Consider the following 26,516-nt stretch of genomic DNA (forward strand, 5'->3'; position numbering starts at 1 on the left):
CCGTGGTGATCGGGGCCGCGCCGGGACGGTCTCCTTCCCCTGCGGGCACGTTCGTGGATACGCCGGTGTTCGCGGGTGGGCCGCTCGCGGGTGTGGCACCGGGCTCCGGCGGGGGACGCTCATCCATCGTCCCAGCCTGTCCACCGGAGGCCGGGTCCGCACCTGTTTTTCCGGTGTTCCGGCGCGGCGTCCGAGGGCGCCTCACAACGGGGGGCGGGACCGCGGCTACCAGTAGTGGCGGCGGCCGCCGACCGCGTGTCCGAGGGCGCCGAGGATCCACAGGACGATACCGATCACCACCAGGATGATCCCGATCGTCCACAGGATGTTCAGGCCGGTGATGAGACCCACGATGAGCAGTACGACTCCGAGAACAATCATCACGACTCCCTGATGGCCCCCGGGAACGGGGACACCCGACAGAGGGCCACCCATAAACGGTATCTCTGATTCCGGTCGTGGGCACGGGCGCACGCGGACCGGGGGAGCGGCGGCCACCGGTGGCGCTCCCCGGCCCCGGCGACGGTCCCGGCGATGCTCCTCGGCGACCCCTCGTGACGGCGGTGATTTCCGCGTGATGGGCGCGGTTCCGCGGGTGCGGGCCGCCCGCGCCCCGGGCGAACCGGGCTCGGCCCCGCCCGCCGCTGTTCGTGGCGCCGTGACCGGTGCCGTGGTGGAGCGACACGGCCGTACCCCTTGACTGTGCTCAGTCAATAGGTATGGTCCAGACCAAGTACCACATGGGTAGCACCACTCCGCCGGGGATCCCCCGGCCGCCGGCCGACCCGACCGGTGGCCGCCCCGGCCCGCCCGTGCACCGGAGTGCTCCTCCCCCACACCCAAGGAGCTGACATGCACAGCAAGAAGAAACTGGCCCTCGCCCTCGGCGCGGGAATCGCCCCGCTCCTCGCCGTCTGTCTGCCCGCGAGTTCGGCCAGCGCGCACGGCTACATCTCCAACCCGCCGAGCCGCCAGGCGCAGTGCGCGGCCCGGACCATCGCCTGCGGACCCATCCAGTACGAACCGCAGAGCGTGGAGGGGCCCAAGGGCCTGCGGAGCTGTAGCGGGGGCAATGCCGCCTTCCGTGAGCTGGACGACGACGGCAAGGGCTGGCGGGTCAGCCCCGTCGGCCGGACGACCACGTTCAACTGGCGTCTGACGGCACCGCACGCGACCAGCACCTGGCAGTACTACGCCGGGGGCCGGAAGATCGCCGAGTTCAACGACGGGGGCGCCAGGCCCGGCACCACCGTGAACCACACGGTCAACTTCGGCTCCCTGAGCGGACAGCAGAAGGTCCTCGCGGTGTGGAACATCGCCGACACCCCGATGGCCTTCTACGTCTGCGTCGACGTCAGGGTCGGCTGACCCGGGGCCGCCCCCGGCCGCTCACCGGCCGGGGGCGGCCCGCGACGGCCCCGGCCGCGCGTCCCCTCGCAGGGGGTGCGCGGCCGGGGCGCGTCACGGCCCGGCCACCACCGCGGGACGACGACCCCACGCCCGGGCGCCGCCCACGACCTGCGAGGAGCACATGAACCGGGTACGGGTACGACCGGCCAGGGGCGCTCTCGTCACCGCCGCCGCCACCGCCGTCTGCCACAGCGTCCTGTCCCTGGGGTACGCGTGGGCCCGCGCGGCCGACGCGGACTCCGGCGGCGCCGCGTTCGGCGGCATCGTCGAGTTCGGCGCCACCACCCTCACCTCCTGGGCGCTGATGCCGCTGCTGCTGTGGGCGGGCATGCGGCTGCTGCGGGAGCACGGCACCGTACTCCTCACCGTCGTCGGCGCACTGGCCTGGTTCCTGCTCTCCGGGTACTTCATGGACGATGTCGACAGCGCGGGCGGCCATGTGCCGCCGGCCGCCCTCGCGGCCTACGTCCTGCTCGGCGCGGCCCTGGCCGTACCCGGGACAGCGGCCCCGGCCCGCAGGCCCGCGCGGCCCCGTTCCTGAGCTCCCCGGGCCCGCGCGGCCGGTGCGTCAGGCGCCCCAGCGCAGGGCGACGGTGTCGCCCACGTTGATCACCCTGCTCCGGTCGGCCCCGGCGGACGCGGAGCCGTCGACGCCGACCTTCCAGGTGTTCGACCCGCTGTTGGCCTTGCCGTTCACGGAGGTGACGGCCCCGCCGCCGGACGCCGGGACCACACCGGTGACACAGCCGGCCGGCGTCGCCCCGGCCCCGGCGGCGTCCAGCACCTCGCCCAGCGTGGCCGTGGCACCCGTCGGCGTGAAGGACACCGAGCAGACCTTCAGGTTCCCGGCGCCGTCGTCCACGCTCAGGGCCAGCCGGGTGCCCGTGCCCGCCGTGAACGACGGCTGGGCGACCCACCGGGGCGCGCCCGGGGTGACGGGGACCGGCGGCGCGCTGGTGAAGCCGCCGCCCGCGACCGCGCGCAGCGCGTCGATCGACGAGTACGCCGACGGCGTGGTGTCGCTGGGCTGGTACTTGAATCCGCCGCCGGGGTTGTACTGGTTGGCGATCAGGAAGTCGATCGGGGTCTTCCCCAGCGCGGTGAGGAAGTCACCGGTCTGCGGGTTGATGCCGCAGGCGTTGAGCCCGGCCACCGCCCACCCGTTGGAGCTGCTGTTCACGCCGTACAGGGAGTTGAACGCGCCGGAGCCGTTCACCAGCTTCGACTTGAGGAAGTTCTTGGCCTGGACGACGTCGGTGTCGGTGGTGGGGACGCCCGAGACACAGAGCGCGGCCAGGGCGGCGCCGGTCATGTCGATGTCGCTGGGCTTGGCGAGGGCGGTCGGGTCGCCCTCGGCCTTGGCGAAGGTCCAGCCCCCGTCCACATGCTGGTTGGCCCGGATCCGCGTGACGAGCGAGGTGGTGAGGGCCGCCGGTACCCGGGCACCGCCCGCCTGGGTCCGGGCGCCGCCGAGGGCGAGGGCGGCGAACACGGTCCCGTTGAAGTTGGCGGACGGGCCGAAGTAGCCCGGCTCCGCGCTCTGCCAGTAGCCGTACACATGGGCGATGAGGTTCCGGGAGGCCGAGACCCGCGCCGGGTCGATTCCCGCCGCGTACGCGTTGAGGACGGCCCGCTCGTAGTCGGTGACCACCGGCGCGGCCGAGGGCCAGCCGGGGGTGGAGAGCAGATTCCGGTAGACGGTACGGGCGTTCTTCGTCGTGTCGCCGCCCGGGGCCACGTCGACGACGGCCGTACCCGTGGCGGCGAACGCGCTGAACGCCCACTCGTGGGAGAGCCCGGCCCCCGCGTAGGAACCGTCCGCCGCCTGGAGGGACTTCAGATAGGCGACGCCGTTCGTCTTCGATGTCGCGATCTGGGCGGGCGTGGACGTGGCCGAGGCCGGCAGCACGGTGAGGACGAAGGCGCCCAGCGCGGCGGGCGCCGTGAGGACAAGACGGCGGGCGGTGCGGTGACGGTCCATGGCCAGCTCCTGGAATCGTGGACGCGGCCGGTCCCCGCACGGGCCGCCGCCGGCTGTGCGCCGGGTGGGTCCGCCTGCCGGGGGCCGCCGTCCGGATCGCGTGGTACGGCTTCCTGAAATATGCCTCGCCCCATGGGCATTCGGGCTCGGAGCGGTCGCCGGCCGCCCCACACCGCTGCGCGTCAGCCCCGGACTCTCACCGGGTTCCCCCATGTGGCAGCCCTGGACGCTACCCCAGTGACCTGCGGCCCGCCACCGTTCACCCAGGTCCGTCAACCGGAGCCGGAAGAGGCATCCTTGACGCCCTGACCGAATCCGTGTTCCCTTTCGGCTGATAAGCACTCAGCAAGCACTCAGCACCAGGGGAAGCCGGTCGAAGTCCGGCGCTGACCCGCAACCGTAGGCCCGGACCGGCGAAAGCCCCGGGCGAGCCGGAACACCTGGCGCCGAGCGGAGTACCGAGCGAGGAAACGCCGTCGCGGACTACGGCGTGGTCGTCACCGCCTCCCCGGCGCCCCGACGGGCCGCCGCGCGGGGGTGTTTCGCCACGCACGCGGACCGCCCCGGCAGAGACGAGGACCGCGGTGGGGACCGGAGAGCTGAGCACGCGGGCGACCGGAGCGCTGGGCGCACGGGGGGCCGGAGCGGGGCGGTGGCCGCTGTCCATGGCCCTCGCCGGGCTGCTCACGTTCGGCGCGGCCGTGACGTTCCTCACAGAACCGGCCCCGGCCCGGGCCGCGCCGGCCCGGCCGTGCGCCGGGGGAGCCGTCGTCGCCGTGGACTTCAAGCCGTTCGGCGGTACGGTCGAGAGCGGCTGCGACCTCACCCCCACCACCGGGTACGAGCTGCTGCGCGACGCGGGCTTCACGACCGCGGGCACCGTCCGCGACGGCCCCGCCTTCATCTGCCGCATCGGCTACGGACCGTTCAACTCCGGTACGGCGTATCCGACTCCGGACCGGGAGGACTGCGTCCTCACCCCGCCGGCCAGCGCCTACTGGTCGTACTGGATCGCCGCTCCCGGGCAGCGGAAGTGGACCTACAGCCCGCTCGGCGCGATGGCCCGGAACCTCAAACCCGGTGACGTCGACGCCTGGGTGTTCGGCGCCACGGGCGTCGGGGGCTCCACCGGAGCGCCCCGCTTCACCCCCGACGACGTCCGGGGCGGCGCGGGCCCGGGGCCCACCGGCTCCCCGGGACCCTCCGGGCCCACCGTCCCGCCGGGCGCGGTCGACGTACCCGCCGCCGTCCGCTGGGTCGGCGGCACCCTCAAGGACGGCGAGCGGGTGGTGACATCGGACGGCGGGCCCGACTTCCTGCTCACCACGGAGGCCGCCTTGGCCCTCGCCGCCGCCGACCGCAAGAGCCCCGCCGCCGCGCGGGCCGCCGCGTTCCTCGCGCGACCCGCCCACACCGAGGCGTACGCCTACCCGGCCGGGACGGAGCAGCCCCCGGACGCCACCGCCGCCGCCCGGCTGGCCCTGGTGGCGGAGGCGACCGGCGGCGACCCCCGTGACTTCGGGGGCCGCGACCTCCTCGGCGATCTGATGGCGCACGTCTGCCGAAGCGGCATCGGCGATGTCCCCGAGCCCGGGCCCGGCTGCCTCACCCGGGGCGACTTCCGCACCACCGGCCAGACGGACGGCCAGGCCATGGCCGTGATCGCGCTGGCGAACGGCAAGGTCGCCCCACCGGTCCACGCGGTCGGCCGGCTCCTCGCCCTCCAGTGCGACGACGGCGGGTTCACCGGCACCCTCATCCGGCCCGGGGAGTCCTGCGAGAGCGAGGTGGGAGCCACCGGTCTCGTCGCGCTGGCCCTGAAACGGGCCGGCGGCCACGACGCGGCACTGGGCAGGGCCCGCGACTGGCTGACGGGGACCCAGCAGCCGGGCGGCGGCTTCCCGGCCTCCCCGCACACGACGGCGGGCAGCGCCTACGCCACCGGCTGGGCCGCGCAGGCCCTGCGGGCGCTCGGCGACACCCGACGGGCCGCCGCCGCCGTCTCCTGGCTGTCGAAGCAGCAGTTCCCCGGCCCCACCGGCGGCGGCTTCGGCTTCGAGGAGGGCGCGACCGAGCCCGCCCTGTACGCCACCGGCCCGGCGGTCCTCGCCGGAGCGGGCACCGACCTGGTCGCGCTGACCACCCCGCCCCGGCCGACGAAACCGTCCACGAGCCCGAAGCCCACCCCGACCGGCCCGCGACCCCCGACGACCGGGCCGCCGGGCACGGGACCGGATCTGCGCAAGGGCACCGCGTACCTCACCGACCCCACCCGCCTCATCGAGGGCCGCTACTACGAGAATCTGCGCGGCAGCGGCTTCGCCGACTACGGCCTCACCATCGACGGCGCCTTCGCACTCGCCGCCACCGGACACGACAACGCCGCCCTGCGCGGGATCGTCGACTTCCTCGACCGGGGCGGCGAGGACGGCACCGGCCGGGGCGTCCACGACTGGACCCATGCCGGTACGGCGTACGCGGGCGGCGGCTCGATCGGCAAGGCCGCCCTCCTCGCCCAGGCCGTCGGCCGCGACCCCCGGGCCTTCGGCGGGAAGGACCTCGTCGCCGCCCTCGAACGCGCCGTCTGCCCCGCGAAGTCCCCACCCCCCGGCCGCTCCTGCGCCGCCCGGGGCGCCTACACCCACACCCCTTCCGTCTTCGGCCAGTCCCTGGCCGTGATCGCCCAGCTGCGGGCCGGTGAACGGGCCGCGGCCGCGAAACCCCTCGCCTATCTGCTGTCCCTCCAGCGGCCCGGCGGGGCCTGGCCCAGCCTGGTCCCGTCCACCCGGGACGAGGACGTCGACTCCACCGCCATGGCCGTGATGGCGCTGGATCTGGCGGGCGGCGCCGAAGCGGACGCCGCCGTGACGAAGGGCCTGCGCTGGCTCGCCTCCCGGCAGCTGAAGGACGGCGGCTTCCCCGGCGCGGCCGGGAACTCCGTCAACTCCGCGGCCCTCGCCGTCCAGGCCCTCTCCCTGGACCCGGCGGCCCACGCCGGCCGGATCGCGAAGGCGCGGAAGTTCCTCGCCGGGCAGCAGAACCGGGACGGCGGCTTCAACGTCGCCCGGGGCGGGCAGCCCGGCTCCGACGTCCGCGCCTCCACCCAGGCCGTCGGCGGCGCCACCGGGATCTCCTTCGCCACGCTGACCCGCGATCTGACCGGCACCGTGCCCCGGCCCGCACCCACCGGCCCGCAGAGCCCCGGCCCGACCCCGTCCCCGCCCCCGATCGTCACCACCGACGGCGGCGCCACCACCGGATCGTCCGGCGCCTCAGGCGCCCCGGGACCGGGCGGCGGCCTCGCCGCCACGGGCACCCAGGCCCTCGCCCTCGGCCTCGCCGCCGCCCTGCTGACCGGTGGCGGCTGGGCCCTGACCGCCGCCGTGCGCCACCGCCGCACCACCCACGAGGAGCAGCGATGACCATCCGACCCGCGCGCGCGGCCGGCCGTCTGGCCACGGCCGCTGGCCTGCTGCTGGCATCCCTCGCCGCGACCGCCGCACCCGCCCAGGCCGCCCCCCAGCCGATGGGACGCTGCACCACCACCTCCGGGGCGGTCCTCGCCGTGGACTTCAGCCGCTGGGGCGGCCCCGTCCACCGCTCCTGCGGCACCACCCCCACCACCGGGTACGAACTGCTCAACCAGGGCGGCTGGCGCACCACCGGCACCGGCCACGACGGCCCGGCGTTCATCTGCCGCATCGGCTACAGCGGCTTCCGCGGCGGTCAGCAGTTCCCGCCGCCCCAGCAGGAGGACTGCGTCCTCACCCCGCCCGCGTCCGCCTACTGGTCGTACTGGCACGCCGACCCCGGCGCCAACACCTGGACGTACAGCCGGCTCGGCGCGATGCTCTACAAGCCGAAGCCCGGCAGCGTCGACCTGTGGATCTTCGGCGGGACCGACACCGAGGGAACCGAGGGCCGGCCCACGGTCACCCCCGACCAGCTGCGCGCCCGCAACACCCGGCCGACGGGTGCGCCGGGGCCCGCGCCGAAGGACACCCGGACCGCCGCGCCGGTACGACCGGACACCGACACGGGACCCGCCCCGGAACGCCCCGCGCCCGCCCGGCCCACCACCACCGCGCCCCGCCCGCCGAAGCCGTCCCCTTCCCCGTCCCCTGCGCAGTCGAAGCCGAAGAAGCCGTCCCCGGCCTCCGCGTCCCCGGCGGACGCCACCGGAACACCATCCCCCACGGCCTCCTCCCGCGCGCCGTCGGCGGTCGCCGCCCCCGGGTCCGGCACCGAAATCGTCGACGCGGCCCCCGCCGCCGACGCCGACCACGACAGCGGCTCGTCCCTGCCGGCCGTGGCCACCGGCGCCCTCGTCCTGACCATCGGCGCGGCCGCCGCGTACGCCGCGCGCCGCCGCAAGCGCACCACGGGATAGCGCGTGCCCCCCACCACCACGACCGGGGCAGGACCCCGGCCGCAGGCCACCGGCACCGCACCGGACCCCCGGGGCCGCCGGCTGCCCCGCACCCTCCACCCGGTGGCCTGGTGGATCTGGGCCCTCGCCCTGGCCACCGCCGTCAGCCGGACCAACAACCCCCTGCTGCTCCTCCTCGTCCTCGCCGTCCTCGGCTACGTCATCACCCTGCGCCGGACCGAGGCCCCCTGGGCCAGAGGCTTCCAGTACTACCTCTGTCTGGCCCTGATCGTGGTCGCGATCCGCGTCGTCTTCCGGGCCGTCTTCGCCACCGGCCTCACCCCCGAGGACCACTTCCTCTTCGCCCTGCCGAGGATCCCGACCCCCGACTGGTACGCGGGCATCCAGATCGGCGGCCCCGTCTCGCTGGAGGCCCTGCTGTCGGCGGCCACCGACGGGCTGCGACTCGCCTGCATGCTGTGCTGCATCGGCGCCGCCAACACCCTCGCCAACCCCAAACGGGCCCTGCGGGTCCTGCCCGGTGCCCTGTACGAACTCGGCGTCGCCGTCACCGTCTCCCTCAGCGTCGCCCCCCAGCTGGTGCAGAGCGTCCAGCGCGTGCACCGGGCCCGGCGGCTGCGGGCCGCCAGGACCAAGGGGCTGCGGGCCCTGCGCGGCATCGTCGTCCCCGTCCTGGAGGACGCCCTCGAACGCTCCCTGCGGCTCGCCGCCGCCATGGACTCCCGGGGCTACGGCCGCGCGGGCCGCGCCACGAAGTCCTCCCGCCGGATCACCGGCGGGCTGATGCTCACCGGCATGTGCGGGCTGTGCGCGGGCGCGTACGGACTCCTCGACCCGACCGCCCCGAAACCGCTCGGCCTGCCCGCCATGGCCGCGGGCGGCCTGCTCTGCCTCGCCGGGCTGCGGCTCGGCGGCCGGCGCGTCACCCGGACCACCTACCGGCCCGACCCCTGGCGGCTGCCCGAATGGGCCGTGGCCGGCTGCGGCGTGCTCTGCGCCGTGCTCCTCTTCAGCGGCTCCGGCTTCGACCCCGCCGAACTCAACCCGTCCCTGTACCCGCTCACCTGGCCCACCCTGCCGCTCGTCCCGGCCGCCGCGATCCTGCTGGCCGGCGCCGCCGGATTCCTCGCACCGCCCCCGACCCCGCCCCCGACGGCGGCGGCGTCGCACCCCTCCGCACCCCGCCCACCCGAGGAATCCCAGTGATCACCTTCGACCGGCTCACCGTCCGCTACGACGACCGGGCCGAACCGGTCCTCAGGGACGTGGACCTGACCATCGCCGAGGGCGAGCTGTGTCTCGTCGTCGGCCACACCGGCGCCGGAAAGTCGACCCTCCTCGGCGCCGTCAACGGCCTCGTACCGCACTTCACCGGCGGCACCCTGCACGGCCGGGTCCTCGTCGACGGCCGCGACACCGAACACCACCCGCCGCGCGAACTCGCCGACGTCGTCGGGGTGGTGAGCCAGGACCCCCTCGACGGCTTCGTCACCGACACCGTCGAGGAGGAACTCGCCTACACCATGGAACAGCTCGCCGTCCCCCCGGCGACCATGCGCAAACGCGTCGAGGAGACCCTCGACCTCCTCGGCCTCGCCGATCTGCGGCACCGCCCGCTGCACCAGCTCTCCGGCGGCCAGCAGCAGCGGGTCGCCATCGGCTCCGTGCTCACCGCCCACCCCCGGATCCTGGTCCTGGACGAACCCACCTCCGCGCTCGACCCGACGGCCGCCGAGGAGGTCCTCGCCGCCGTCACCCGCCTCGTCCACGACCTCGGCGTCACCGTCCTGCTCGCCGAACACCGGCTGGAGCGGGTCGTCCAGTACGCCGACCGGGTGCTCCACCTCCCCGGCGACGGCCGCGTCGTCGCCGGGGAACCGGCCGAGATCTTCCGGACGACCACGATCGCCCCGCCCATCGTCGAACTGGGCCGCGCCGCCGGCTGGACCCCGCTGCCGCTGTCCGTCCGCGACGCCCGCCGGGCCGCCGCTCCGCTCCGTACCCGCCTCGCCGGCCGTACCCCGGGGCCGGTCCGCGCACCCGCCCCCGGCGGCCGCCCGGACCTGCTGACGGCCCGCGCGGTCACCGTCTCCTACCGGGGCGTGCCCGCCGTCCGCGAGGTCGACCTGACCCTGCGCGGCGGCGAGGTCACCGCGCTCATGGGCCGCAACGGCTCCGGCAAGTCCTCCCTGCTCTGGGCGGTCCAGGGGGCCGGGCCGCTCACCGGCGGCACGGTCCGCGTCAGTGCCCCCGGCGCCCGGCCCGCCGACCCCCGCAGGGTGAGTGCCGCCGAGGCCCGCCGGCTGGTCGGCCTCGTCCCGCAGACCCCCACCGACCTGCTCTACCTCGAATCCGTACGCCAGGAACTCGACCAGGCGGACCGCGACCGGGCGGACACCTCGTCCCAGGGCACGTCGTCCCAGGGCGCGTCGCGGCGGGACAGGCGGTCGCAGGACGGGCCGTCGCGGGACAGGCCCTCGGCCCGCGCCCTGCTGGACCGGCTCGCCCCCGGCATCCCCGACGACAGCCACCCCCGCGACCTGTCCGAGGGGCAGAAGCTGGCCCTCGTCCTCGCCCTGCAACTGGCCGCCTCACCACCGGTGCTGCTCCTGGACGAACCCACCCGGGGCCTCGACTACCGGGCCAAGGAGGAGCTGATCCGTATCGTCGACGGGCTGGCGGGGGAGGGGCGGGCCGTGGTGGTCTCCACCCACGACGTCGAGTTCGTCGCCCGCGCGGCGGACCGGGTCGTCGTCCTGGCCGAGGGCGACATCGTGGCCGACGGCCCGACCGCCGACGTCATCGTGGCCTCCCCGGTCCTCGCCCCGCAGACCGCGAAGATCCTGGCCCCGCACCCGTTCCTGACCGTGGCCCAGGTGACCGCCGCACTGGACACCGCTCCCGCTGCTCCCGCCGCTCCCGCCGCCGGGCCGGCCGGGGCCGTCTCATGAGCGGCCACGCCCGCGCCATCGGGATCGGCGGCCGCGCCCGCGTGGTCATCACGATGGCCGCGTTCCTCGGGATCGTCGCCTTCTTCTGGCCGTTCCTCGTCGCACCGGGCACCTTCGGCTCGCACTACGCCCCGCCGCTGATCTTCGGCGTCCTGCTGGTGGTCGTGCTCGCCGTGGTGATCTCGGAGATCGCCGAGGGCGGGATCGACTCCAAGGCCCTCGCCATGCTGGGCGTGCTCTCCGCCGTGAACGCGGCCCTGCGCCCCCTCGGCGCCGGCACGGCGGGCATCGAGACGGTCTTCTTCATCCTCGTCCTGGCGGGCCGCGTCTACGGCCCCGGCTTCGGCTTCACCCTCGGCTGTACGTCGCTCTTCGCGTCCGCGCTGATCACCGGGGGCGTCGGGCCGTGGATGCCGTACCAGATGTTCGGCTGCGCCTTCGTGGGCATGCTCGCAGGACTGCTGCCCCGGGCCACGGGCCGGCGCGAGATCGTGATGCTCGCGGTGTACGGGGCCGGGTCCGGCTATCTGTTCGGCTTTCTGCTGAACCTGTCGTTCTGGCCGTTCTCCCTCGACCCGGGCAGCTCGATCGCGTATCTGCCGGGACTGCCGTTCACCGAGCAGTTCCAGCGCTATCTCGCCTTCGACGTGGCCACGTCCCTGGGGTGGGACACGGGCCGGGCCGTGACCAATCTGGTCTGTGTGCTGCTGGCGGGCCCCGCCGTCCTCACGGTCTTCCGCCGCGCCGCCCGCAAGGCCCGCTTCCGGGCCCCCGTCCGCTTCGCCCCGGGGCCCGGGCCCGCCTCCGAGAAGACGGGCCCGGGCCCCGGAGGGTCCTGCTCAGGTGTTGATACAGGTGTTCCCGATCGGCGGGTTGAGGGCCGAGATGAGGCCGATCGAGTTCCCGCAGATGTTGATCGGTACGTGGACGGGGACCTGGACGACGTTGCCGGAGCCGACACCGGGGCTGCCGATGGCCGCGCCCTGGGCACCGGCGTCCGCGACGGCCGTACCGGCACCGGCGAGGACACCGGCCACCGCCAGGGCGGTCACTGTTGAGACGAATCTGCGCATGTTCTCTCCCGAAGGGGTGATGGACGTGCTCGGAGCACGATCACAACGGTAGGAACAGGCGTTCTGCCATGATTCGTCCGTTCGGTGGCGTGTCGCGGGACGGCGGGTGGCCGGGGCCCGGCGCGCGTCGTCCCGCGCGCCGGGCCCCGGCCGGGGTGGGTCAGGCGTACGTGTAGTACCGCGTGTGGTCGAGCATGTGGGCGGGCGTCACGGGGTTCGGGCCGCTGTCCCAGGGCGCCATGGGCTCATTGAGGTCGACCACACCGGCGGTGTTCCCGGTGGGCAGGTAGGCGCTGCTGCCCGGGTAGCGCCGCTGCCAGTCCGCCCACAGCTTGTCGACGAAGGCGTGGTGCAGCCAGAACACCGGGTCGTTGGGGGAGACGGGCTGCGCCATCTGCCCGCCGACCCAGATGTGGACCTGGTTGTGCAGCCAGGCCCCCTGGTTGCCCTCCAGGGTGTTGCGGAAGCCGGGCGCGCTCTCGTCCCACGGGGGCGCGTCGTACGTGGACTGCGCCATGGCCTGGTCCACGTCGCTCTGGAGCGGCAGTGGGTAGGTGCCGCCGAGGGTGCGTCTGAGGAACGGATGGGTGTCGGTCTGGACGGTGATGGGCCAGTTGCCGGTGGAGTGGGCGAAGGGCCCGTCCATCACCTGGGAGTCGCCGTCCCGCCCGGCGCCGCCGAGGAGGTCGGGCGTCCACGGGGAGGCGGTGCGGCTGCGGGCGGTCGTCCAGTCCCAGTAGGGGATCGACACGCCCCACTGGACCTTCTGGAGTTCCCGCTCGAAGGCGATCAGGTACTGGCGGTGCCACGGCAGGAAGGACGGCGTGTTGTGGCCGGTGCGTATGTGCGCCGGGTTCATGTCCTGGATGAACCGGGTGCGGTGCATGGTGACGAACTCGTCGTACACGCCCCTGCGCTTCACCTCCACCACGGCGTCGGTGAAGGCCTTCTTCTCGGCGGCCGTCAGGTTGGCCTGGTTCTTGCGTACGGTCATGAGTGGTCGCTCTCCGGGCTCAGGCGGTGGGAAGGGGGACGAGGTCCGCGCCCTGGAGGCTGGTGACCGCGGTGCGGGCCGCCTCGTAGGGGGTGCGGAAGGTCTCGTAGTGGTTGACCGCGCTCGTCCAGGTGCCGTCCGTCCGGTGCATCAGGTGGAGTTCGCGGCCGTCGATGAGGACGCGGTAGCCGGAGCCGTGGTGGGCGTGGGCCGCGCGGGAGCCCCTGGCGGGCAGGCCCTGGATCCGGCGGCCCTCGAAGACCTCGTCGAAGGGCGCGGGGCCGGCCGGGTGCTCATGGCCGCCGGCCTTCTTCGGTCCGGGCGCATCGGTGGCCGCGGTGGCGGCGGTGGCCGCTCCGGCGAGCGCCAGGCCGGCGGCGGCGCCGCTGAGGGCACCCACGACCTGACGGCGGCTGAGAGTGGACATGACTAGTAACCCCCTGAAAAGTGGCTGAACGTGACCCACCGGGATATTTCGAGTCACCGCACATGACTACCGATGGGGAGAGGGGAAGAAGAAGCCCGAGGATTCCGGTTGGCTGTCAAACAGCCAATTTCTACGAGGTGGTACCGAGGGTAAGGGTCCTGAGCAGGCGTTCCGCTCTGGTCCTTTTCCCTGGCGGAAGACGATATTCCGCCGGTGGTGCACCTTCTGTCTGGAGAACTTGCGGAACTCGGAGTGACTCCCCGCCGCAGGAGGCCGGGGAAAAACTCATGGAAAGATTGTCCGAAAACCGAACATCCGCTGTCCGCTCCGACCCCTCCCGGAACACCCGGCGCGATCACCCCGGGCCGACCGGGAGGCGGCGCTGCCCCCGGCGAACACGGCACCGGCAGGACCGGAGTCCGCTCCGGAGGGCACCGGCGCACCCCGATGGCATGCTGAGCCCGTGCCCGCTCACCCGATACCCCGTCACCACCCCACCCCCGAAATGATCGTCTGCGGCGACGACGGACTCGCCCGGCGCCTCGCGGACGAACTCCGCGAGGTCTACCAGCGCCGGGTGACCCTCGTCGTCCCCGTGGACGACCCGCCCGACACCGCCGGGCGCTGGTCGTCCGCGCGGGCGCTCGGACTGCTCGGGCGGGGCGGCGGGCCGGACGGCGGACGCGGACCCGCCGGGGAGCTGCGGATCGTCGAAGGGACCGAGCCCACCGAGGAGACCCTCGCCCAGGCGGGCGCCGCCACCGCCACCGCGCTCGCGCTCGTCTACGAGGACGACGAGACCAACGTCCGCGCCGCGCTCGCCGCCCGCCGGCTCAACCCCCGCCTCCGCCTGGTGATCCGCCTCTACAACCGCAAACTCGGCCAGCACCTGGAAGAACTCCTCGACCAGGCCGCGATCGTCGCCGAACCCGGCATCGACCTCGCCGAACTGGACTCCTCCACCACCGTCCTGTCCGACGCCGACACCGTCGCCCCCGCGCTCGCCGCCACCGTCCTCGCCGGGACGAGCAAGGTCATCCAGGCCGACGGCCTGCTGCTGCGCGCGGCCGAACGCCCGCCCCCGGAGCGCGGCGAGACCCCCGACCCCGGCCTGTGCACCCTCGCCCTGCTGTCGGCCACCACCCGCGACCCCGCCGGCAGCGAGGGCTCGGACGCCAGCGGCGCACTGGGCCCCCGGCTGCTCCCCGACGACCGCGAGGTCGAAGCGGCGGCCGGCCGGGGCACCGTCGTCCTGGAAGCGGTGTCGCACCAGGGCCCGGCGCGCACCGACCCCTGGCTCCAGGCACCCCCCGTGGGCTCGCTCTTCTCCCGGCGGCTCCGCTGGTCCCTCGCGATCCTGCTCACGGCGCTCGCCGCGCTCACCCTCACCTCCTGGCTCACCCTGGGCGGCCACCCGCTGGAAGCCGGCTACCACACCCTGCTCGACCTCTTCGCCCTCAACGAACCCGCCACCGAGGGCCCGGCGGGACGCCAGGTGCTCCAGCTGCTCGCCGCACTCGTGGGACTGCTGCTGCTCCCGGTCCTGGTCGCCGCCTTCCTGGAGGCGTTCGGGGCCTTCCGCACCGCGAGCGCCCTGCGCCGCCCGCCCCGGGGGCTCTCCGGCCATGTGGTCCTGCTCGGCCTCGGCAAGATCGGCACGCGGGTCCTGAGCCGGCTGCGGGAGCTGGACATCCCCGTGGTGTGCGTGGAGAGCGACCCGGAGGCCCGGGGTCTGCCGCTCGCCCGCAGGCTCCGGATCCCGGTGATCCTCGGCGATGTCACCGAGGAGGGCGTACTGGAGGCCGCCCGCACCCACCGCGCCGACGCCCTGCTCGCGCTGACCAGTTCGGACACCACCAATCTGGAGGCCGTCCTGTACGCCCGGTCGATCCGGCCGGATCTGCGGACGGTCCTGCGGCTGTACGACGACGAGTTCGCCACCGTCGTCCACCGCACCCTGCGCGCGGCCCACCCCCACGCCCTCACCCGCAGCCGCAGCGTCACCCATCTGGCGGCGCCCGCCTTCGCCGGGGCGATGATGGGCCGCAGGATCCTGGGCGCGATACCGGTCGAGCGCCGGGTCCTGCTCTTCGCCGCCCTCGACGTGGCCGGCCACCCCCGGCTGGAGGGCCGTACGGTCGCGGAGTCGTTCCGCCCGGGGGCCTGGCGGGTGATCGCCCTGGACGTGACCTCCCCCGGCGAGAGGAGCCCGGACCTGACGGCCGCCGCGTCCGGCGGTGCGCGTGCCGACCGCCCCGGTCTCGTCTGGGAACTGCCCCCGGGCCAGGTGCTCGCCGCCGGGGACCGGGTCGTCGTCGCGGCCACCCGGCAGGGGCTCGCCCAGCTGCTGGACGACGCCGGCACCCGCCCGCCGGGCCCCCGCCGCCCGGTGGACCGGCGCACCCGTGGCGGCGCGGTCCGCAGACCCCGGCTGCCCCGCCGTCACGGCCCCCGCCGGTCCGGTGGCGGCCGGGCCGGCGCGGGCCGGTGACGTCCAGGGACGGCACGATCGCCCGGGTGCGGCGGCCGGTCGAACGGCGGGTACCCGGCCCGCCGGACCCGCCCTCGTCGCGCGCCACCTCGCCGCGCAACACGCGGCACCGCGGCCCCGGCAAGATCCGTCAGACAGGCCCTACGGGTCAGCGGTAACGGATCACCCGCACCTCGTACTCGTGCAGCCCGTCGAGCGAGGTGAAGCTCTCCGCCGCACTGTCGACCAGGCCCACCGCCCCCTCCGGCGTCCGGAACCCGTTGAGGAGCAGACCCGTCGACGGACGGTTCCTGCCGTCCAGCCGCCGCGCCCACACCAGTGCCCGCCCACCCGGCGGCAGCGCGGCCAGCGCGCTCACGGCCTCCGTGACCGTCCGGTGCTCGGAGACCGACAGGACCGCGCCCAGCTGCCGCAGGGTCGGCTCGAACCAGGCCGCCGGACCGGGCTCCGGCGTCGGGCCGACGGGCTCGCCCCGGTCCCAGGCCGCGAAGTGGCCCCACGGATCGGAGTTCGGCAGCAGGAACGGCTGCCCGGGCCCCTTCGGCACCACCACCGCCGCGTCGACCATCGCATCGCGCCAGTCCCCGCTGCGCAGATACGCGGCGGAGTCGATGGCGAACAGCCAGCCCCGCGCCGTCTCGTCCCCGGGATCCGGGGCGACCAGCTCCACCGGCTCCCGGTACATCCGCCGCAGCCACGCCTCCGCCCTGGCACGGGCGGACGCGAAGTCATCGGCGGCCCGGGGGGAGGCCGGACGCGTACGGGCGAGCACCAGCTCCACCACCCCGGCGGTGTCCAACCGGCCGGGACCGCCGGTCATGCCGTCCAGGAAGACGACGTTCCCGCCGTCGTTGACCACATTCAGCAGATGCCCGCTGGCCTCGGCACCCCCCACCGCCCGCCGGACCCACACCACGCCCTGCGTGTCCGGGCCGGCCTCCTCGATCCGCCCCGCGACCTCGTCCCAGGTCCCGCACCGCGCCTGCTCCGCCCCCGGGAAGTACCGGCGCAGCAGCAGCTCCCACCACCCGGGCGCCTCGTGCGCGGGCTGCCACGGCAACGGCGTGGCCGTGGCCCCCGCGCCGAGCCGCGCCGCCGTCGCCACGACACACCCGCGCGCGTTGAGCCGCCGCGCCCGCGCCTGCGGTGCCCGCTGTGCCTCGGGCGTACGCGGGTATGCGGCGGCGTCGCCCCACGGGTCGTCGGCGGCCGGGTGGAAGGGCATTCCGCCGTCCTTCGGTACGACGAGGGACGCGGCGAGCATCGGCGTCTGCGCGTATCCCGGCATCGCCACCGTCCGGCACGCGAACAGCCAGGTCGCCCCGTCCTGCGCGACGGGTCCCTCAACGGCGGGCTCGACCAGTCCGTGGTAGGTCTGCTGGAGCCAGTGCCGGGCGATGTCCTGGGGGTTCGGATGCATGTTCACGCCTTGGGGTGAGGGGGCCGGACACCGGTCTCCCGGATGCGCCGGGATTCGTCCGGCGACGCGTTCGCCGGCGGGCCGTGGGGAGCGGAGCCGTCGCCCGGCACGATCCGGGGTACGGGGGGACGCGGCGCGGGACCGGGCCCCGCCGCGTTCACGGCGACGCCGCACGGGACGTACGCCGTCGTGAGCTGTCGCCACTCCTCCGTCGAGCCGGAGCCCATCCCCGTATCCCCTCGTGATCCCCACCGGAGTGCACGACCCTAGTCAACGCCGGGAATTACCGTCCCGTACGGGAGTTGGCGCCATGGCCGGAAAGCAATGGTTCGGCGCCCTGTGGACAGGGACGTTCGCGGCGCGGGGTCAGCCGTGAGGAGGACGGCGGGGTCGGCCCGAGGTCGCAGCCGGGGGTATGGGGAGCGGGACCGGCGGCTGAGGCCGGTTCATCCGTGGTGCCGACGATCCGTCAGGGGCCCGGTGCCTACCGTTTGTACATGATCACTTTCCGACGCGGTGCGATGGCCGCGCTGCTGGCGCTCTCCGTCACCCTGCCCCTGGCGCAGACGGCCACGGCCGCCGCCCCACCCGCGGTTTCCGCCCCCTCCTCCGTTCCGGCCGCCTTCTCGGGCGCGGAGGCGGAGCGGTCGGGACGGGTCGCCCTGCCCCGGCCCACCGGCCCGTACGCCGTGGGCACCTCGGGGCTGCACCTGACCGACACCGCCCGGCAGGACCCGTGGGAGCCCGGCGCGGGGGCCCGGCAGCTGCTGGTGTCGCTGCACTACCCCGCCCGCAAGCACACGGGCACCGGGCGCGCCCCCTATCTGAGCGCGGCCGAGGCGCGGGAGCTGGTGCGGGTGCTGGGGCCCGACATGGTGCCGCCGGGCAGCGGGGACCTGATCGCCGCCACCCGGACCTGGGCCCGGAAGGACGCGCGGCCGGCGCCGGGGACGTTCCCGCTCGTGGTCCTGTCGCCCGGTTTCGGGGCGTCGCGGCAGTCGCTGACGCAGCTCGCGGAGGCGCTGGCGAGCCAGGGCTATGTCGTCGCATCGGTGGACCACGCCTTCGAGTCGCGGGCGACCGCGTTCCCGGGCCGGGGTGTGCTGCCGTGCACGGCCTGCGACAAGACGGACAGCGGGCAGATCGGCTTCGACGCGGTGGCCCGGGGGCGGGCCGAGGACGTGTCGTTCGTCCTGGACCGGCTCACCGGGCCCGGCGCCGTCTGGCAGCACGCCGGAATGATCGACCCGCGCAGGATCGGGATGGCCGGGCACTCCATCGGCGGTGCCTCGGCCGCCCGCGCGATGGAGACGGACCCCCGGGTCGGTGCCGGGGTCAACATGGACGGTTCCTTCTTCTCGCCGGTCCCCCGCGAAGGGCTCGGCGGACGCCCGTTCCTGATGCTGGGCGCGGGGGACACCGGCCCGGGCGGGGACGGCAGCTGGGACGAGGCATGGCGGAACCTGGACGGCTGGAAGCGCTGGCTGACCGTCACCGGGACCCGGCACCACACCTTCAGTGACGCGCCCGTCCTCGTCGACCAGGTCCCGGGAGCGCCCGCCCGGCCCGGGGAGCTGCCGGGGAAGCGGTCGGCGCGGATCATGGGCACGTTCGTCACGGCCTTCTTCGACCGGCATCTGAAGGGCGCGGACCGGCCCGTCCTGGACGGGCCCACCGCCGCCGACCCGGAGGTCGTGTTCCACACCCCCTGAGAGGCCTTGCGGTCCCCGCGCCGCCGGGGCCGGTGCCGTGGGGTACGCGGACGGGGAGGGCTCCCGGTGCGGGAGCCCTCCCCGGGGGGAGAGCGCGGTGGGGACTTCGGGGACACGGCCTCAGCCGCCCGGACCGGCGGTCCCGGCGTTCACTTCAGGGCGCTGAGCTTCTGCCACTCCGTCCACGACAGGTTCCAGTTGCTGAACCCGTTGCCCTGCGGGGGGACGCCCTTGGTGTCCTGGCCCGTGGTCACGAAGGGGTCGCCGACCCTGACCTGGTCGTAGAAGCCCGCCGCGTTCTCGGTGCTCATGCCGATGCACCCGGAGCTCTTGTTGGCGCGGCCGAAGTAGCCGCTGTTCCACGGCGCGGCGTGCGCGTACATGCCGGACCAGGTGAGCCGCATCGAGTAGTCGACCATCTTGTCGTAGGCGTCGCCGAGGCCCACGGTCTCCGACCGCATGTTGATGGTGCCCTCCTTGGACATGAGCACCGTGGTGCCCTTCCAGGAGCGCCGCTTGTCGTCCGGGGTGCCACCGGAGACGGGGATGGTGCGCACCTTCTTCCCGTCGCGCTCCAGGGTGAGCTGCTTCGCGTCGAGGTCGACCTTGACGACCTGGTGCGAGCCGATGGTGAAGTCGGTGGAGTAGTCCCGTACGAACCAGCCGCCGGCCGGGCCCGAGTCGATGCCGTTCAGCTGGGCGTCGAGGGTGACCTTCGTGCCGGGCTTCCAGTACTCCTCGGGCCGCCAGTCCACGCGGTCCCGGCCGGACCAGTCCTTCATCCAGCCCCAGGAGCCCTCGGTGTCGTTCGAGGTGCTGACCTTCAGATGCTTCTCGACCTCGGCCTTGTTGGCGACGGGGTGGTCGAAGACGAAGGAGATGGGCTGGCCGATGCCGACGGTCGTCTTCTTGCCGGGCCGCAGTTCGACCTTGTTGACCTTCTGCGCCGCGGTGGTGGTGAAGGACGCCTTCTTCGTGTCCGTCGCGCCGCCGTCCGCGGAGGTCCTGGTGGTGACCTGGTACGTGGTGCCGGGCGCGGCCCTGCGCTCCGAGGTCCACACCGTGTTCTCGTCGGAGAGCCGGCCCTTGAGGGCCTTCCCCTTGCCGTCGGTGACCTCGACCGAGGCGAGACGGCCGCCCTGGGCCGTGACCCGGACCGGCTCGCCGGCCTTGGCCGCCTGGCCGCTGGGCGTCACGGTGACCGTGGCCGGCTTGCTGTTCGACTGGGATCCGCCGGCCTTGCCGTCCGTGGACCCGCCGGAGTCACCCGACGAGCAGGCGGTGAGCACCAGGGGGGCGAGCACCGCGGCAGCCACCGCGAGACGCGCGGACGGGTGACGCACGGGGTGCACGGATATCGGGCGCAACGGAACCTCCGTCAGAAAGGTCGGTGAGTCTGTGGAATCACAGGGACATCCGTGACCCTACTGCGGAAAGAGCGCAGGTGAGAGACGTTAAAGCTGTGTAACAGCCACTGATGGGAAACCGTCGGCGTACTGTCACATTCGCCCGTCGGCCGAGGTGAGGGGGCGGATCAGAGGGGCGGGCGCGCGGGAGCGGGGCCACCGGCTGGTGACCCCCGCCCGCACCGGTCCGGTCCGCCGTCAGCGCTTCAGCAGTGTGTCGATGTGCCGCCGGACCTTCGCCTCGATGGCCTGCTGGCCCTTGAGCACCGGGTGCGCCCGCTGCTGCCCGCCCGTGAGGCCGACGGGGAAGAACCAGGACTCGTTACGGGTGCACAGCTCGTGCCCCGCCGTCGTCTCCTGCACGGTGACGTACGCCAGCCCGGCCTCCTTCGCCCGCGCGGCGAGCACCCCGTCGACCTTCGTGCCGAGCGCGTTCAGGGCCTTGCGCTCGTCGTTCGACAGCCAGGCGCAGTTCTCCTCCCGGTCGGTGGCCGGGAAGAGCCGCGGATAGCCGACCACGACCATCGTGGCGTTGGGCGCCTTCCGCTGGATGCTCAGATAGTGGTTCTTGAGCCTGCCGCCGAGCGTGGCGAGTTCCTTCTCGGCCTTGGCCACGGCGCCGTCCCTGCCGAGGCACTTGCCCCAGAAGACGTAGCACGCCTCCAGCACGGTGCCGAAGCCGACGTCGTTGCCGCCGAGGGTCACGGTGACCACCGCCGGCTCGTCCTTGCCGGTGAGTCTGCCCAGCGCCGTCAGCTGGGGGATCTCCCCGTTGTACGACTGGGTCAGCGCCGTGGTCCGCGCCCCCGAGCAGGCGAGGTGCTTGACCCGGCTGACCGCCGTGTTGTTCTTGCCGAGCAGCACCGGCCACGCCTTCTGACTGCGGTGACAGCCCTTGCCCTTGACGTCCGTGCCCTTCACATAGGGCGGGTTGGCCTCTCCGGAGGAGTACGAGTCCCCGAGCGCGGCCAGCAGCTCGGGGCGGGGGTAGCGCAGGTTGTCGACGGCGAATCCCGCCGACTCGCCCGCCACCTGCTGCACCCGGAAGGAGGTGATGCCCTTGGCGGTGAGGGTGATCCGCACCATCCCCCGCCGGTCGGCCAGCTTCCGGGCGAGCTGCTTGCCCTTCGCGTCATGGGCGGTGACCGCGACCGAGTCGGGGTCGTCGATGTACCCCACGTCCAGCGAGAACGTGCCGACGGTGCGCGGCGCCCCGCCGACCTTGACGAAGTCGCCCCGGATACCGCCCTGGAAGCGCGGGCTCCCGGAGAGCGCGGGGGCGGTCGGGTTGGCGCCGTCCGGGCTGATGAACGGGGTTCCGCCACCGCCGGTGCCGGAGAAGACGACCCCGCGCGGCCGGTACTGCCGGGTGATCGCGGTGTCGACCGGGAACTCCGAGAAGGTGATGAGTTGTTCGCCCGCCGCCGGGGCCGCCGGTGTCACCCGGGCCGCCGCCTTGCCGGGCAGCGGGCCCGCCGCCGTCGAGACGGCTCCCCGCGCGTCGGGCGCGTCGACCGCCCGTGCCATGGGCGTGGCCAGCGCGCCGATCAGCAGCGCGGTCCCCAGCCAGGCCGTTCTCCGATGGATGCGCACAGGACTGCTCCCCCCTGGTCCCGGCCACGGTCGGCCGGAACCGCTGAACCGTCGGAATCGGGCAGCAGCTTGGCATGAGCAGGGCCCAAGAAGTGGCCGGAAGAAGAAAGTGCCACTGCCCGAGAAAAGTGGCACATCTCCGGACAGGTGGATGCCCGCGATGCCGCATCTGCGGTGAATTCCCCGGTCGGGGGTGGGGAAAGCGCTCTCCCTGACAGAGGATTCCCGGCCAATGAGCTTTCGGCCCGGCGGTGGAGCACCCGGTACGCCTCGGTGCGGCGCCGGACGACACCGTACCGAGGCGGTCGTACGGGCCCCGGGATCCAGGGTGATGACCGGCTCATCAGATCATCGGTGTGCCGTCGCTCCCGAGCCGATTCCGTAGGACGGGCGGTTGTTGACCGTGTCCGGGTCGAAGCCGCCCAGCCGGGCGAAGTCGGCCGAGAAGTCCTCCAGTTCCGAGCCCGGGAAGGTCTCCCGCCGGCCCCCGGCCTCCCCGCACCCGCCGTGTCCCGTCGTGCGCCGGAGCCGCGAACGCACGGGCAGGCGCTCCTCCTCGTACGCCGCCAGGGCCTCCCGGGGGTCCGGCCGCAGCGCGAGTTCCCGGGCGAGCACCCGGGCATCGATGATCGTCTGGGTGGCGCCGTTGGACCCCATCGGATGCATCGCGTGCGCGGCGTCGCCGATGAGGGTCACCGCCCCCTCGCTCCACCGGGGCAGGGGATCGCGGCCCGACGGGTGGTACGCGTACGCCTCCGACGAGCCACGGATCAGCCCCGGCACGTCGAGCCAGCCGAAGGCCAGGTCGGCGAACCCGTCCACGAACGTGCGGGGGTGCACCGGCCGGTGCGCACCGGCGGGCCCCGGCGCCGCCTCGCGGCCGGCGACCCGGGCCACGGCCCAGTTGACGAGGGCGCGGTCGTCCTCGCCGCCGGGCGGGGACAGGGGGTGCACGACGGCACGTCGCCGGTCGTCGCCGGTGATGACCATCGAGCGGCCGTCGAGGAAGGGCGCGGCCCAGGTGGTTCCCCGCCAGACGACCAGCCCGTTCCCGGGCGACGGCCCCTCGCCCGGGTGCAGACCGGCGCGCACGGCGGAACCCGCCCCGTCCGCCCCGATCAGGACGTCCGCGGTGAGGCGCGAAACGGCTCCGGCGGCGGGATGGCGGACGGCCACCTCGACCCGGCCGCCGGGGAGCTGGGCGAACCCCTCCACCCGGGCGTCGGTGACGATCGCGTCGGCCCCCAGCCGCTCGCCGACGGCCACGGCGAGCGCGAACTGGAGACCACCCCGGTGGACGGAGAGCTGGGGCCAGCGGTACCCGGCGTCCCGCCCGCGCGGCTCGCTCCAGACGAGCCGCCCGCGCCGGTCGTAGTAGCCGAGGCCGGCGGTCTCGGCGGACACCGCGGCGAGCGCGGGGAGCAGCCCCAGCTCGTCCAGCTCGCGCACCGCGTTCGGCAGGATGTTCAGGCCGACGCCCACGGGCTGGAGTTCGGGCACGGCTTCGAGGACCCGGACACCGCCCACCCCTGCCGCGTGCAGACTCAGCGCGGTGGTGAGTCCGGCGATCCCGGCACCGGCGATCAGAACGGTCACACGGTCCTCCGCTCGCCGGGCCGGCCGGCCGCGCGCCGGGCGCCGGCACGGACCGGGTGTGCCGTGGGCCCCGCGTTTCCGCGCGGCGCTCTCGCGGCGCGGCCCGGGCGTCCGGTCCGGGACGGCAGGACACGCACCCGCCGGGTGGCGTGCGGGGCGGGGACCCGTGGGGCGGTGGGGCGCGGCGGGGTGCCGGGATCGGGGTCGGCGACAGCTGGCATGACGGTCCTCCGGAAGGTCAGTGGGTAAGGATGGCCGGGTGCCCGCACGCCGGCCAGGTCCGGCCGGACACGGGGCAGGGCAGGGATGGCGGGGTCCTGCCCGCCGGGAGGAGGACCGGCCGGCTCGGCAGGCTCGCCACCGGCCCTGCGCGACGTGCCTCTGCCGCGGCCGGGCCTTCCGCCTGTCGCGCCGCCTGTTCCTCCGCCGGCCGCTCGGCCGACTGCCGGCCGGCCTCCCGGGGGACGCACAGCACTGCGCCGGTGCGGATGACCCGGGCACGGCGGGATCATCTGTCCGGGTGGACCTGCCTCCGGCCCGCGCCCCCGCCCGGAACGGGGACGCGCGGCGGCCCCGGGCCGCCGCGCGCCCTCACTCAGACCCCGGTCCGCTCCACGGGGATCCACGGCTCCGCGTCCGCCCGCGCCGCGTCCTGCGACAGCCGGGCCCGCAGGAATTCCTCCTTCTCCACGACCCTGTACCGCATGCTGCTGCTCCCTTCGACGATGAGGCGGAGGGACATCCGGGGCTGCGACGGCAGACGCGCACCGGTCCGCCCGGCCTCGCCGGCACCGACACCGTGCGTCGCGCGGAACACACGGGCGAACGCCTCCCCCGAGGTTCAGCCGCAACCCACCGCGACCTCCGGCAGCGTCCGCTCCCCGGCCGGTACCCCGGCACCCGCGGCCGACGCGGGCCGGCCGGCGGGCGGGGTCGTCAGCCGCCGTCCAGCGGACCGAGGAGCCAGGACCCCGGCCCGTGGGGGTCCTCGTCGAAGTAGTACGCGCGGATCGCCCCCAGCAGATCCTCCCGGCCGATCAGACCGTCGCCGTCGGTGTCCAGCCGGCCGAAGACCTCCCGGGCGTCCCCCTCCGCCATCCCCATCAGCGCGCCGGTCCACCGGACCTGCTCGTCCCGGGTCAGCCGCCCGTCGCCGTCCCTGTCGGCGATGTCCATGATCGCGTCGAGGAACGGCCCGTACGACGCGTCGAACGTCCTCGGGGTCACCAACAGCCCCGCCGCGAAGGCGACCTGGTACTCCTCCTCGCTGATCCGGCCGTCCCTCCCGGTGTCGGCGGCCTGCGACAGGTGCTCCCACAGCCCGAGGCTCAGCGCCCGCAGCCGCACCAGCGGGGCCGCCTGGGGCCCCAGACCGAACGCCACCCCCAGCCGGTCGACCGCGGTCTCGAAGTCATGGCGCTGGACAAAGCCGTCCCCATCCGTGTCGTACGTCGCGAACCGCCGCCTGAGCCTGCGTTCCAGAAACGGGCCGATCTGCGTCATCCGTCTGCTCCCTCGCTCTCCTGCCGACACTCGATCGGCCCCTGTCTACCCGAATCCGGAGCGGTACAAGGCCCGTTCACCACGACCGCCCCCCGAACCGCCCCCGAGCCGGCCGCTCCGGGAGCGGCCCGCCGCCGTCACCAGTCCCTGGCAGCGATCAGGTCCTCCACATCGGCGTCGGGGAACCCATAGGCGACCGCCACGAACCAGAACGCCTCCGCTATCTCCTCGCGCGCCACCGTCTCGATCTCGCTGTCCGCCGCCTCGAACGCCGCCGCCTCCAGCCGGTTGAACTCCTCCGTGGCCTCCCGGGTCAGCGCGCAGAGCGCCGCGTGGTCCCGGGGCCGCTCCGCCTCGATCCGCTCGCACAGTCCCCTGAGGATCGCCGTGCCCCGGTCGAGTACGTGATCCGGGAAGTAGGGGTCCGCGTAGAGCGCTCCCAGGAAGGTGTGCCGCGCGACCCGCTGGTTGGACAACGCCATGGTGCTCTCCCGCTTTCCCGGAGGCCGGTGCTCCCGCGCACGGCCGTTGCCCCGATTGTGCGCCGCCCCACTGACAGTCCCCGGTGGCCGCCGTGCCGAAGCCGATTGCGGAACTCCCCGAATTCCTTGATCGTTCCCATGGTGCCGCTCCCCGTGAACGGCCCGCATCCGTACCAGGACGAAGGAAGACACCGTATGACCAGCCCCACCCCCTCCGGATCCGCAGCCGGCACGGTCCGCCCCGCGACCCCCGAGGACATCCCCGCGGCGGTGCGCACCCTGACCCGGGCGTTCGCCGACTACCCGCACACCCGGCACGTGGTGGCGGCCGACGACCACGAGGAGCGGGTCCGCGGACTTCAGGAGCTGTTCCTGACCGCTGTCGGCATGCCGTACGGACGGGTCTGGATCGACGGGGACGGGCTCGCCGTCGCGGTGTGGACCACGCCGGACCAGGACCCGGGTCCCGGGTTCGCCGAAGTCGGTTCGCGCGTCGCCGAGCTGGCGGGCGACCGGGCCCCCTTCTACGAGGCCACGGAGCGCGCGGCTGAGCCGCACCGTCCCAAGGAGCCGGTCTGGTTCCTCGCCACGGTCGGCGTGGACCCGTCCGCGCAGGGCCGGGGCCTCGGCAGTGCCGTGATCCGACCCGGGCTGGCGGCCGCCGACCGCGCCGGGTACCCGGCCTATCTGGAGACGGCCACCGAGGCGAACGTCCGGCTGTACGAACGGCTCGGCTTCACGGTGACGGCCCAGGTGTCCGGGACCGACGGCGGCCCCACCACGTGGTGCATGCGCCGGGAGCCGGCCGCCGGGAGCTGAACCCCCGCCGCCCTGCCACCCGTACGGGTCCGTAGGGGCCCGGGGCCGTCCCGACGGCCCCCGGAGGTTCACGACGGTCCCGCGCGCTCCGGCCGCGCGGGACCGTAACGGCGGGCAGGACCTCCCCCTGCCATGCCCCAACAGGGCCCGATCGGTGGCCTGGTAGGCCGTACGGGTGAAGGAAGGTCCGGCGGGGGAGACGGGGCGCCACCCCGTCCACGCCGTCCGCGCAGGCTCTTTGGCGGGACTGCCTGTCATTCCCTGGCTG

The 26,516-nt window shown here is 74.4% G+C and carries 20 protein-coding genes, 2 pseudogenes and 2 riboswitches; of the genes and pseudogenes, 10 read left to right on the forward strand and 12 right to left on the reverse strand.

Annotation, left to right across the window (positions count from 1 at the left end; genetic code table 11):
• Positions 1 to 225 precede the first annotated feature (225 nt).
• Positions 226 to 381, reverse strand: coding sequence for a DUF6131 family protein (locus SYYSPA8_RS02245; RefSeq protein ID WP_323445174.1), 156 nt, complete (start codon positions 379 to 381; stop codon positions 226 to 228).
• A gap of 471 nt (positions 382 to 852) precedes the next feature.
• Here SYYSPA8_RS02245 and SYYSPA8_RS02250 point away from each other — a divergent pair, with 471 nt between their 5' ends.
• Together SYYSPA8_RS02250 and SYYSPA8_RS02255 are read left to right on the forward strand one after the other, a co-directional pair.
• The gene (locus SYYSPA8_RS02250) at positions 853 to 1,368 is read left to right on the forward strand and encodes a lytic polysaccharide monooxygenase auxiliary activity family 9 protein (RefSeq protein ID WP_323445175.1); all 516 of its coding nucleotides are present in this window, start codon (positions 853 to 855) and stop codon (positions 1,366 to 1,368) included.
• A 163-nt stretch (positions 1,369 to 1,531) separates the two neighbouring features.
• Positions 1,532 to 1,951, forward strand: coding sequence for a hypothetical protein (locus SYYSPA8_RS02255; RefSeq protein ID WP_323445176.1), 420 nt, complete (start codon positions 1,532 to 1,534; stop codon positions 1,949 to 1,951).
• Positions 1,952 to 1,978: 27 nt separating this feature from the next.
• On the opposite strand, the gene SYYSPA8_RS02260 is transcribed toward SYYSPA8_RS02255, so the two are convergent.
• Positions 1,979 to 3,391, reverse strand: coding sequence for a prenyltransferase/squalene oxidase repeat-containing protein (locus SYYSPA8_RS02260; RefSeq protein WP_323445177.1), 1,413 nt, complete (start codon positions 3,389 to 3,391; stop codon positions 1,979 to 1,981).
• 135 nt (positions 3,392 to 3,526) lie between these two features.
• Positions 3,527 to 3,600: riboswitch (cobalamin riboswitch) on the reverse strand.
• 103 nt (positions 3,601 to 3,703) lie between these two features.
• A riboswitch (cobalamin riboswitch) is annotated at positions 3,704 to 3,853 on the forward strand.
• 203 nt (positions 3,854 to 4,056) lie between these two features.
• Between SYYSPA8_RS02260 and SYYSPA8_RS02265 the strand changes: the two genes are divergently transcribed.
• The 5 genes and pseudogenes from SYYSPA8_RS02265 to SYYSPA8_RS02285 form a co-directional block, all read left to right on the forward strand.
• Entirely contained in the window at positions 4,057 to 6,813 is a 2,757-nt protein-coding gene (locus tag SYYSPA8_RS02265; RefSeq protein ID WP_323445505.1) for a prenyltransferase/squalene oxidase repeat-containing protein, read from the forward strand.
• Positions 6,810 to 7,781 (forward strand): hypothetical protein, encoded by a 972-nt coding sequence (locus SYYSPA8_RS02270; RefSeq protein ID WP_323445178.1) that lies wholly within the window; start codon positions 6,810 to 6,812, stop codon positions 7,779 to 7,781. Before SYYSPA8_RS02265 ends, SYYSPA8_RS02270 begins: the two co-directional genes overlap by 4 nt.
• A gap of 3 nt (positions 7,782 to 7,784) precedes the next feature.
• On the forward strand, positions 7,785 to 8,987 hold the full coding sequence (locus SYYSPA8_RS02275) for an energy-coupling factor transporter transmembrane component T (RefSeq protein WP_407705885.1): 1,203 nt from the start codon (positions 7,785 to 7,787) through the stop codon (positions 8,985 to 8,987).
• Positions 8,984 to 10,732 (forward strand): ABC transporter ATP-binding protein, encoded by a 1,749-nt coding sequence (locus tag SYYSPA8_RS02280; protein WP_323445179.1) that lies wholly within the window; start codon positions 8,984 to 8,986, stop codon positions 10,730 to 10,732. The genes SYYSPA8_RS02275 and SYYSPA8_RS02280 overlap by 4 nt, the downstream gene beginning before the upstream one ends.
• Positions 10,729 to 11,527: pseudogene (locus tag SYYSPA8_RS02285) on the forward strand (ECF transporter S component); the annotation flags it as partial. The gene SYYSPA8_RS02280 and the pseudogene SYYSPA8_RS02285, both read left to right, overlap by 4 nt.
• 44 nt (positions 11,528 to 11,571) lie before the next feature.
• On the opposite strand, the gene SYYSPA8_RS02290 reads toward SYYSPA8_RS02285, so the two are convergent.
• The 3 genes from SYYSPA8_RS02290 to melC1 form a co-directional block, all read right to left on the reverse strand.
• The gene (locus SYYSPA8_RS02290) at positions 11,572 to 11,805 is read right to left on the reverse strand and encodes a chaplin (RefSeq protein WP_323445180.1); all 234 of its coding nucleotides are present in this window, start codon (positions 11,803 to 11,805) and stop codon (positions 11,572 to 11,574) included.
• A 160-nt stretch (positions 11,806 to 11,965) separates the two neighbouring features.
• Complete coding sequence (locus SYYSPA8_RS02295) at positions 11,966 to 12,799, reverse strand: tyrosinase family protein (protein ID WP_323445181.1); 834 nt, start codon at positions 12,797 to 12,799, stop codon at positions 11,966 to 11,968.
• 19 nt (positions 12,800 to 12,818) lie between these two features.
• Positions 12,819 to 13,226 carry an apotyrosinase chaperone MelC1 gene (gene melC1 / locus SYYSPA8_RS02300; protein WP_323445182.1) on the reverse strand — a complete coding sequence of 136 codons (408 nt, stop codon included), beginning with the start codon at positions 13,224 to 13,226 and terminating at the stop codon, positions 12,819 to 12,821.
• Between the two features lie 505 nt (positions 13,227 to 13,731).
• Here melC1 and SYYSPA8_RS02305 point away from each other — a divergent pair.
• Positions 13,732 to 15,717 (forward strand): NAD-binding protein, encoded by a 1,986-nt coding sequence (locus tag SYYSPA8_RS02305; protein ID WP_323445507.1) that lies wholly within the window; start codon positions 13,732 to 13,734, stop codon positions 15,715 to 15,717.
• A gap of 148 nt (positions 15,718 to 15,865) precedes the next feature.
• Here the strand turns inward: SYYSPA8_RS02305 and SYYSPA8_RS02310 are convergent, their stop codons facing one another.
• Positions 15,866 to 17,137, reverse strand: coding sequence for a YrhB domain-containing protein (locus SYYSPA8_RS02310; RefSeq protein WP_323445183.1), 1,272 nt, complete (start codon positions 17,135 to 17,137; stop codon positions 15,866 to 15,868).
• 497 nt (positions 17,138 to 17,634) lie between these two features.
• Here SYYSPA8_RS02310 and SYYSPA8_RS02315 point away from each other — a divergent pair, with 497 nt between their 5' ends.
• Positions 17,635 to 18,849 carry an alpha/beta hydrolase family protein gene (locus SYYSPA8_RS02315; protein ID WP_323445184.1) on the forward strand — a complete coding sequence of 405 codons (1,215 nt, stop codon included), beginning with the start codon at positions 17,635 to 17,637 and terminating at the stop codon, positions 18,847 to 18,849.
• Positions 18,850 to 18,998: 149 nt separating this feature from the next.
• Here the strand turns inward: SYYSPA8_RS02315 and SYYSPA8_RS02320 are convergent, their stop codons facing one another.
• The 6 genes and pseudogenes from SYYSPA8_RS02320 to SYYSPA8_RS02345 form a co-directional block, all read right to left on the reverse strand.
• Positions 18,999 to 20,192 carry a L,D-transpeptidase gene (locus SYYSPA8_RS02320; RefSeq protein ID WP_323445185.1) on the reverse strand — a complete coding sequence of 398 codons (1,194 nt, stop codon included), beginning with the start codon at positions 20,190 to 20,192 and terminating at the stop codon, positions 18,999 to 19,001.
• A gap of 261 nt (positions 20,193 to 20,453) precedes the next feature.
• A complete protein-coding gene (locus tag SYYSPA8_RS02325) occupies positions 20,454 to 21,848 on the reverse strand; it encodes an SGNH/GDSL hydrolase family protein (protein ID WP_323445186.1) in 1,395 nt (464 codons plus the stop codon).
• 348 nt (positions 21,849 to 22,196) lie between these two features.
• The gene (locus SYYSPA8_RS02330; RefSeq protein WP_323445187.1) at positions 22,197 to 23,444 is read right to left on the reverse strand and encodes an FAD-dependent monooxygenase; all 1,248 of its coding nucleotides are present in this window, start codon (positions 23,442 to 23,444) and stop codon (positions 22,197 to 22,199) included.
• A 673-nt stretch (positions 23,445 to 24,117) separates the two neighbouring features.
• Positions 24,118 to 24,390 (reverse strand): annotated as a pseudogene (locus SYYSPA8_RS02335) (AraC family transcriptional regulator); the annotation flags it as partial.
• Positions 24,381 to 24,947 carry an EF-hand domain-containing protein gene (locus tag SYYSPA8_RS02340; RefSeq protein ID WP_323445188.1) on the reverse strand — a complete coding sequence of 189 codons (567 nt, stop codon included), beginning with the start codon at positions 24,945 to 24,947 and terminating at the stop codon, positions 24,381 to 24,383. The gene SYYSPA8_RS02340 and the pseudogene SYYSPA8_RS02335, both read right to left, overlap by 10 nt.
• A gap of 137 nt (positions 24,948 to 25,084) precedes the next feature.
• Positions 25,085 to 25,429, reverse strand: coding sequence for a DUF5713 family protein (locus SYYSPA8_RS02345; RefSeq protein ID WP_323445189.1), 345 nt, complete (start codon positions 25,427 to 25,429; stop codon positions 25,085 to 25,087).
• Between the two features lie 195 nt (positions 25,430 to 25,624).
• On the opposite strand from SYYSPA8_RS02345, the gene SYYSPA8_RS02350 reads away from it, so the two are divergent.
• A complete protein-coding gene (locus tag SYYSPA8_RS02350) occupies positions 25,625 to 26,248 on the forward strand; it encodes a GNAT family N-acetyltransferase (protein WP_323445190.1) in 624 nt (207 codons plus the stop codon).
• Positions 26,249 to 26,516 lie beyond the last annotated feature (268 nt).

It is taken from the genome of Streptomyces yaizuensis (genome assembly GCF_034961445.1).
Classification (GTDB): Bacteria; Actinomycetota; Actinomycetes; order Streptomycetales; family Streptomycetaceae; genus Streptomyces; species Streptomyces yaizuensis.